This window comes from Acinetobacter sp. YH12070, from assembly GCF_013419625.1.
GTDB lineage: Bacteria > Pseudomonadota > Gammaproteobacteria > Pseudomonadales > Moraxellaceae > Acinetobacter > Acinetobacter amyesii.
Window position 1 is genome coordinate 23,852 of record NZ_VOZT01000041.1, and the last position, 6,990, is coordinate 30,841.

General features: G+C 40.6%; 8 protein-coding genes and 1 pseudogene. 2 read left to right on the forward strand and 7 right to left on the reverse strand.

What is annotated here, in order from left to right; all coding sequences use genetic code 11:
• Positions 1 to 196: 196 nt before the first annotated feature.
• Complete coding sequence (gene ffh / locus FTU17_RS12360) at positions 197 to 1,600, reverse strand: signal recognition particle protein (protein WP_078191163.1); 1,404 nt, start codon at positions 1,598 to 1,600, stop codon at positions 197 to 199.
• A gap of 138 nt (positions 1,601 to 1,738) precedes the next feature.
• Between ffh and FTU17_RS12365 the strand changes: the two genes are divergently transcribed.
• Entirely contained in the window at positions 1,739 to 2,548 is an 810-nt protein-coding gene (locus FTU17_RS12365) for an inner membrane protein YpjD (RefSeq protein ID WP_078191164.1), read from the forward strand.
• A 150-nt stretch (positions 2,549 to 2,698) separates the two neighbouring features.
• Here FTU17_RS12365 and FTU17_RS12370 read toward each other — a convergent pair whose 3' ends face one another.
• Entirely contained in the window at positions 2,699 to 2,908 is a 210-nt protein-coding gene (locus FTU17_RS12370; protein WP_067761877.1) for a cold-shock protein, read from the reverse strand.
• A gap of 449 nt (positions 2,909 to 3,357) precedes the next feature.
• Between FTU17_RS12370 and FTU17_RS12375 the strand changes: the two genes are divergently transcribed.
• Positions 3,358 to 4,290, forward strand: coding sequence for a tRNA-dihydrouridine synthase (locus FTU17_RS12375; RefSeq protein WP_180066342.1), 933 nt, complete (start codon positions 3,358 to 3,360; stop codon positions 4,288 to 4,290).
• Positions 4,291 to 4,346: 56 nt separating this feature from the next.
• Here FTU17_RS12375 and FTU17_RS12380 read toward each other — a convergent pair whose 3' ends face one another.
• The 5 genes and pseudogenes from FTU17_RS12380 to FTU17_RS12400 all read right to left on the reverse strand — a co-directional run bounded on the left by FTU17_RS12380 (position 4,347) and on the right by FTU17_RS12400 (position 6,680).
• Positions 4,347 to 4,715, reverse strand: a complete 369-nt coding sequence (locus FTU17_RS12380) for an SseB family protein (RefSeq protein WP_078191165.1) — start codon at positions 4,713 to 4,715, stop codon at positions 4,347 to 4,349.
• Between the two features lie 62 nt (positions 4,716 to 4,777).
• Positions 4,778 to 5,424, reverse strand: a pseudogene (locus FTU17_RS12385) (NERD domain-containing protein).
• A 45-nt stretch (positions 5,425 to 5,469) separates the two neighbouring features.
• On the reverse strand, positions 5,470 to 5,952 hold the full coding sequence (locus FTU17_RS12390) for a methylated-DNA--[protein]-cysteine S-methyltransferase (protein WP_180005010.1): 483 nt from the start codon (positions 5,950 to 5,952) through the stop codon (positions 5,470 to 5,472).
• A gap of 37 nt (positions 5,953 to 5,989) precedes the next feature.
• Positions 5,990 to 6,307 carry a quaternary ammonium compound efflux SMR transporter SugE gene (gene sugE, locus FTU17_RS12395; RefSeq protein ID WP_078191206.1) on the reverse strand — a complete coding sequence of 106 codons (318 nt, stop codon included), beginning with the start codon at positions 6,305 to 6,307 and terminating at the stop codon, positions 5,990 to 5,992.
• A gap of 55 nt (positions 6,308 to 6,362) precedes the next feature.
• On the reverse strand, positions 6,363 to 6,680 hold the full coding sequence (locus tag FTU17_RS12400; protein ID WP_180005009.1) for a multidrug efflux SMR transporter: 318 nt from the start codon (positions 6,678 to 6,680) through the stop codon (positions 6,363 to 6,365).
• Between the last annotated feature and the right edge of the window lie 310 nt (positions 6,681 to 6,990).

The following is a 6,990-nucleotide window of genomic DNA, read 5'->3' on the forward strand; positions in this document are numbered from 1 at the left end:
CCTACATGCTCTCAATGTCAATTTGGCATCTTTTTGTAATGATTTAGCTCAGTTCGGTATCTATCTGCTGGTATAGCAAGATTCCTTCATCCAGTACTTGCTATCAAATGTACCCTACCACTTTACTTGAACGCACAGTCTCGTTAAATTTCAGCCATAAAAAAAGGCGCTGAATGCGCCTTTTTTTAAGTCCAAATTACTTCGGATCTTTACTGCCGAACAATGGACCCATGCCACCGCCGCCAAATTGTTTTTGCATATTGCCCAATGATTTCATCATTTTTGCCATACCTGTTGGGTTGGCAAACTTCTTCATCATTTTCGCCATTTGCGCATGTTGCTTGATGAGTTTATTCACTTCCGCAACATCCATACCACAGCCTGCTGCAATACGTTTTTTACGGCTTGGATTCATCAAGTCTGGGTTACGACGTTCTTTAATGGTCATCGATTGAATAATCGCTTCCATTTTCTTCACTTGCTTTTCAGGATTTGCTTGTGCAATCGCATCTTGAATCCCTGAGTTGCTCATGCCTGGAAGTTTATCCAGGAAGCCCATCATGCCGCCCATTTTGTTCATTTGTTCAAACTGCATCAGCATATCTTCAAAGTTGAAGCTACCGCCTTTTTGCAGTTTTTTCGCCATTTTTTCGGCTTTTTCTTTGTCGATTTTACGTTCAACTTCTTCGACCAAAGAAAGTACGTCACCCATACCCAAAATACGCTGTGCGATACGTTCAGGATGGAATGGCTCTAGGGCATCGAGTTTTTCCCCCATACCCAAGAATTTGATTGGCTTACCAGTAATGGCACGAACAGAAAGTGCTGCACCACCACGTGCATCACCATCCGTTTTTGTCAGGATCACACCCGTCAAAGGCAAGGCATCATTAAAGGCTTTTGCCGTATTCGCCGCATCCTGACCAGTCATGGCATCAACCACGAACAATGTTTCAGTCGGCTTAATCGCTGCATGCAGCTCTTTAATTTCATCCATCATTTCGTCGTCTACATGTAAACGACCTGCTGTATCGACAATCAAGACATCAGCAAATTGAATTTTTGCTTGCTCAATCGCACGATTTGCGATGGTAATTGGTTTTTCGTCTGCGCTTGATTCAAAGAAAATCGCGCCAACTTCACCAGCAACTGTTTGTAGCTGTTTAATCGCCGCTGGACGATAAACATCGGCAGACACCATTGCTACTTTTTTCTTTTGACGTTCTTGTAAGAAACGTGCAAGTTTTGCCGCAGTAGTTGTTTTACCCGCACCTTGCAAACCTGCAAGAAGCACAACAACTGGTGGTTTTGCCGCTAGGTCTAGGCTTTCATTCGCCTCACCCATCATTTTGGTCAATTCGTCATGAACGATTTTGACGAAAGCCTGCCCCGGTGATAACTGAGTCATCACTTCTTGGCCCAATGCTTCTTCCTTAACTTTCGCGATGAATTCACGAGTTACAGGTAACGCAACATCGGCTTCAAGAAGTGCCATACGTACTTCGCGTAACGTATCTTTAATATTGTCTTCGGTTAGCTGCCCTGAGCCAGTAACATTTCTTAAACTCTGCGTGAGTCGTTCTGTTAAGGTATCAAACATTGCAAAATCCGCTTAAAATAGCCATGAGCAAAAAATTGTTTCTTAAAATAGAAAATTTATGCATAGAATGCTATAGGATACTTTAGTTCTTGCAGAATTTATATAAATGAATATTCAACATCCTGAAAAAGGTTTGACATGATCAGTCTCCCCTTGGTTTACACGATCCTAGCATTAATCGCTTATACCACGTCTTTTTGGTATTTATTCAGCCATTTAATGTCTAAACGTGCGCCGAACCATTGGTTTATTGGTGTTGTACTTGGTTTAGGCATGTTATTGCATGCAGGTGTTTTATATAACGACATGTTGACGCCTATGGGTGTGAACTATGACGTGTTCAACCTGATGTCATTTACTTCAGGTCTCATGCTATTGCTCAGTGTGTTATTTAGTACCTATCGACCTGTGCTTGCAATGAACCTGTTAGGCATCCCTGTGGCAGCGACGGGGTTGATTTTAGGCTTCGCTTTTAGTCGACAAAATCAATTTATAGAGCAACATTCGCTGGGTTTAGACATCCATATTATTTTGTCGCTTTCCGCGTATGCCGTCCTGCTGATGGCAACTATTCAAGCGGTCATTTTGCGCTTACAAGATCGTGAACTGAAAAACAAACAGAAAAAACGTGTATGGGTGAGCTTGCTTCCATCCTTCCAAGCCATGGAATCTTTGCTATTTGATTTATTGATTGCTGGTTTTGCACTACTGACCGTAGCGCTTGGGTTTGGTTTCTTCACCATCGATAACTTCTTTGCACAGCATTTGGCGCATAAAACAGCCTTTAGCATTATTTCATGGTTCGTCTATGGAGCTTTGCTCATTGGACACTATCGATTTGGTTGGCGTGGTCAAAAAGCCATTCGCTTTACCATTATTGGTTTTTGTCTCTTGGCAGTTGGCTTTATTGGCTCTAAGTTTATTTTAGAAATGGTTTTGGGCCGCTAAGTCGACGATGAAATGATTTTAAGTTTTATAAAGAAGTAAGTTTTATTACGAAGGGAGCTAAGGCTCTCTTTTTTATAGCTTGATTATTCACACAGAAATAACAGGCATAAAAAAAGCGCTATACAGCGCTTTTTTTTCATTACGTCTAAATTATAGAGCAACGATGTTTACAGCATTCGGGCCTTTTTGACCTTGAGCGATGCTGAAAGAAACCTTTTGGCCTTCTTGCAAAGTTTTGAAGCCAGAACCAGTGATTTCGCTGAAGTGAGCAAAAACGTCAGGACCGTTGTCTTGTGCAATAAAACCGAAACCTTTAGTTTCGTTGAACCATTTAACTGTACCAGTAACTGTATTAGACATAATAATACCTATTAATTTGTTGATTTAGCCATTGGATGATGACTGACTATAACTTGGAAAATAATAAAGAATTGAACTTCATTTCTGTAAAAAACGAAGGATTATGACTAACACTGCGATACTTAAAGAAAATTTACGAAACAATACTTTTTTTCTAGTTGCAGCCATCATACATGAAATCTTAAAAGATTCAAGCACAGTATATGTTGTTGATTCCATTAAAAAACAACAGTAAAAGCCATCTTCTTATTATTACTATCCATCTGTATTTACTCATTTTATTGTTTAAGTTTTATGTCAGTCAAGACTTTACGACTTTGGTCCTAATTTCACCAAATAATTACATAAAATCTTGTGATTTCGTATTCCGCATCACCAGAAGCACAAAACCTAGACATCCCTTTCAAAACCACGTATAACTCCGTTTTTCAATTTTTGGCTGTGTGACCGTGAAACTTGTTCTTGCGCCGATGGAAGGCTTAACCGACCCAATTATGCGAGATGTGTTGACGCATGTTGGGAGTTTTGACTGGTGTGTAACCGAGTTTATCCGTGTCACGGACTCTGTCCTGCCCGACCATATTTATCATAGTTATTGTCCCGAACTGAACAATGACGGCAAAACTGCAGCAGGAACACCGGTTCATGTGCAGTTCTTAGGTAACAATCCGACCATGCTCGCGGCAAATGCTGTACGCGCAGTAGAACTTGGTGCACCTGCGATTGATATGAACTTTGGTTGTCCTGCAAAAACCGTCAATCGCCACCGTGGTGGTTCAGTTCTGCTAGATGAACCAGAAGTGGTGTATGAGTTAGTCAAAGCTGTGCGTGATGCTGTTCCGAGTCATATTCCTGTATCAGCAAAAATGCGTTTGGGTTATATGGACCGTAACTTCACTATGGAAAATGCGCATGCCATCGAAGATGCCGGAGCTGCATGGGTTACAGTCCATGCGCGGACTAAAGCCGATGGTTATACCCCGCCTGCCTTTTGGGATCAGTTGCAACCCATTCGTGAAGCATTGAAAATCAATGTGATTGCCAACGGTGAAATTTGGAACAATGCCGATGCCAAACAGTGCCAACTCGAATCCGGTTGTGAAGACCTAATGATTGGTCGTGCTGCGGTGACCACTCCTGACATTACACAGTGTATCCGTCGTAATACCGATGAACCGCTGATTACATGGCATGAACTACTTGGATTACAAATTCGTTTCTTAAATGGCTCGTATAAAAAAGAAATGAATATGGTCGGTCGTTATAAACAATGGCTCGGTATGATGTCGAAACATTACCCAGAAGCCAAAGTCCTTTGGGATGAAGTAAAACGCGTCAAACCACTCGATGAAATCGTGGAAAAACTCAAAGCCGGTATGTAAGTTTTAAAACACATATCTCAGCGTAGCCGCAAAGCCTTTGAACACGCCTACAGTGTTCAAAGGCTTTGTTGTTTGGCAAACTCTAAAATTGCATCGATCTCATCTGCCAAAAACTCTTTTGGGTGTTCCGAAGTCGGGTTCATCACCAAGCTTGCGCCTTTGGTAATCGCAAATAATTTTTCCGCACTGATCATGACAAACTCTGCATCTGCGCCAACATCCTGTTGAAGCATCGCAAGACTCAGAAAGAACGGAATGGCTTGCTCGCCCTGCTCCGTTTCCATCAATTGAAAATGTAAATGCTGCTCAGCATCACGCTCACCCAAACAATATACTTGGCTAGCTAAAAGTTGCTGATAAAAGTCTTGGTATTGCTCAGGATGATCTAAAGTCGATTCATAAAGGTGTTGAAGCGTGTCGTTCATTGTTATTGTCCGTCTATTTTTATCAGTCAGATACTGTTCACAATCCACAGCATACAGGAAGTTTATGAATTATGCCGTTGATTTAAATCCTCAATGTGCTGTCGATTTGTTTTCCACGATTTTTCTAAAATTTCTTTTTCTAAACGCAACTGTATTCGTTTAAGTTTCATTTCAGAGACCACGGGTTGCTGAAAGGTTTGAACATAGTCCACCCAAGCTGTACCCCGAAATACATTCGACGGCATCTCTGTTTTAAACACTGCTTCAGGCATAAAAACAATCACAGAATGCATATTGTCTTTATCCACAATATCGCTCAACACCTGTTCTAACACTTTCATATGTTTATAATTTTGGTGAATCGGATTTTGAAATTTAAAACTTTTTTTATAAATCTTTTGCGTCCATTGTTTTTGTCTTTCGCTCCCAAAAATCCAGCCCTTATAGTTTTTAGTTTCAATCACAAACACACCAAAAGGTTTAAAAGAAGATGATCAATTTGAGTGGTAGCTCCCTCGCCATCTGGTAAGGTCAAATCATTTAACAATATATAATGGTCTTTCAAATAAAGTTTGACATGAACGGCGACAGCAAACTCCCCCATTTTCCCCTTTAAATATGGTTTAAATGCTTTGATTGCCCCCACAATCAGTAACAATGGAATTAGCCACCAAAACGTCGAAATGAGGGGTGCAAAAATTTGAGAAATATTCACTAATTTGATTCATTATTTTAAATAAGTATATTTTCTATTTTATTGTAATTTCTCAATTTTTAACAATATTTCTTTATTTTCTAGACCGCCCGCAAAACCCACTAATTTTCCATTTGCCCCCACAACACGATGACAGGGTGCAATAATTGAAATTGGATTTTTACCATTGGCTGCACCGACAGCACGTACGGCTTTGACATTGCCGATCTGCTCTGCAATTTGTTTATAACTGCGAGTTTCTCCAAAAGGAATTGTCAGTAAAGCTTGCCAAACTTGTTGCTGAAATTCGGTACCTTCAAAGTCTAGCGGCAAGTCAAATTGCTGTCTTTTACCTGCAAAATATTCATTTAATTGCTGTGCAGTTTTGAGCAAAATCGGGTGTTGCCGATCTTCAACCAAAGCCGCCAATCGCACACGATTAGGGTTTTCATTTTCCCAAAGGACAGCCACCAATGCGGTTTCATGTGCAACAAGTTTTAATTGTCCAACGGGTGAATCTAAAAACTGATAAGAAAGTTGCATGACATACTCCAAGCTCAAAATCGCAGCACTTCATTATTCAGGAGGACGATAATTTCATCAAGACCAGTCCTGAAATAATCAGGACCGCAGCTAGCATGCGCATGGCATTGGCAGGCTCACCCAATACAACGATGCCGAGGATAAATGAACCCACTGCACCAATCCCTGTCCACACCGTATAGGCTGTACCCAACGGTAAGGATTTCATTGCATAAGACAATAAAGCGAAACTTGCGATCATGAAAACGATGGTCAAAATACTTGGCGTCAGTTTGCTAAAGCCTTCAGAGACTTTCATACAATACGCCCAAACCACCTCAAGCAATCCCGCTACAATTAATAAAACCCAAGCCATATTTTTACCCATAAAAAAAGCACAGAGGTCAATGACCGCTGTGCTTTAAAACATATTAACTTGAAGATAATTTCATCAAGATTAGACCAGAAATGATCAGTACTGTGGCTAACATCCGCATAGCAGTTGCAGGCTCACCGAGTATAAAAATCCCCACGAGGAATGAGCCAATCGCACCGATTCCTGTCCAAATGGTATAAGCCGTTCCTAGAGGCAATGTTTTCATGGCATACGCCAATAAACCAAAGCTCAGGATCATAAAAAATAAAGTGACTAAACTTGGGCCAAGTTTTGTAAAGCCTTCTGAGAGCTTCATCGAATAGGCCCAAACGATTTCAAAAATACCAGCGAATACCAGAACAACCCAGGCCATGATGCCTTCCTCCATATTAGTAGAGTCAGGTCGTCCTGACGATTTTTCTTACTGGCTTTGAACAAAGATGTAAGGGAGGTCGTTCCTCCGAATATTGTCTCAGTATAGCAAATATGCTGACTTTTAGTGCAGTCTTTACATTTTTTGACCAAATTCAGGGCGTTATTCAGTTGAGTAAAACTCTATAGCCAAATCCTAAAAACTATAGAACAATAGAGATATGGGATATTCAAAAGATTTTAAAGATAAAGTCATAGAAATTATGATTCGAGATGAAATGTCTGTGCGAAAAGCAGCACAGCATTTTAAC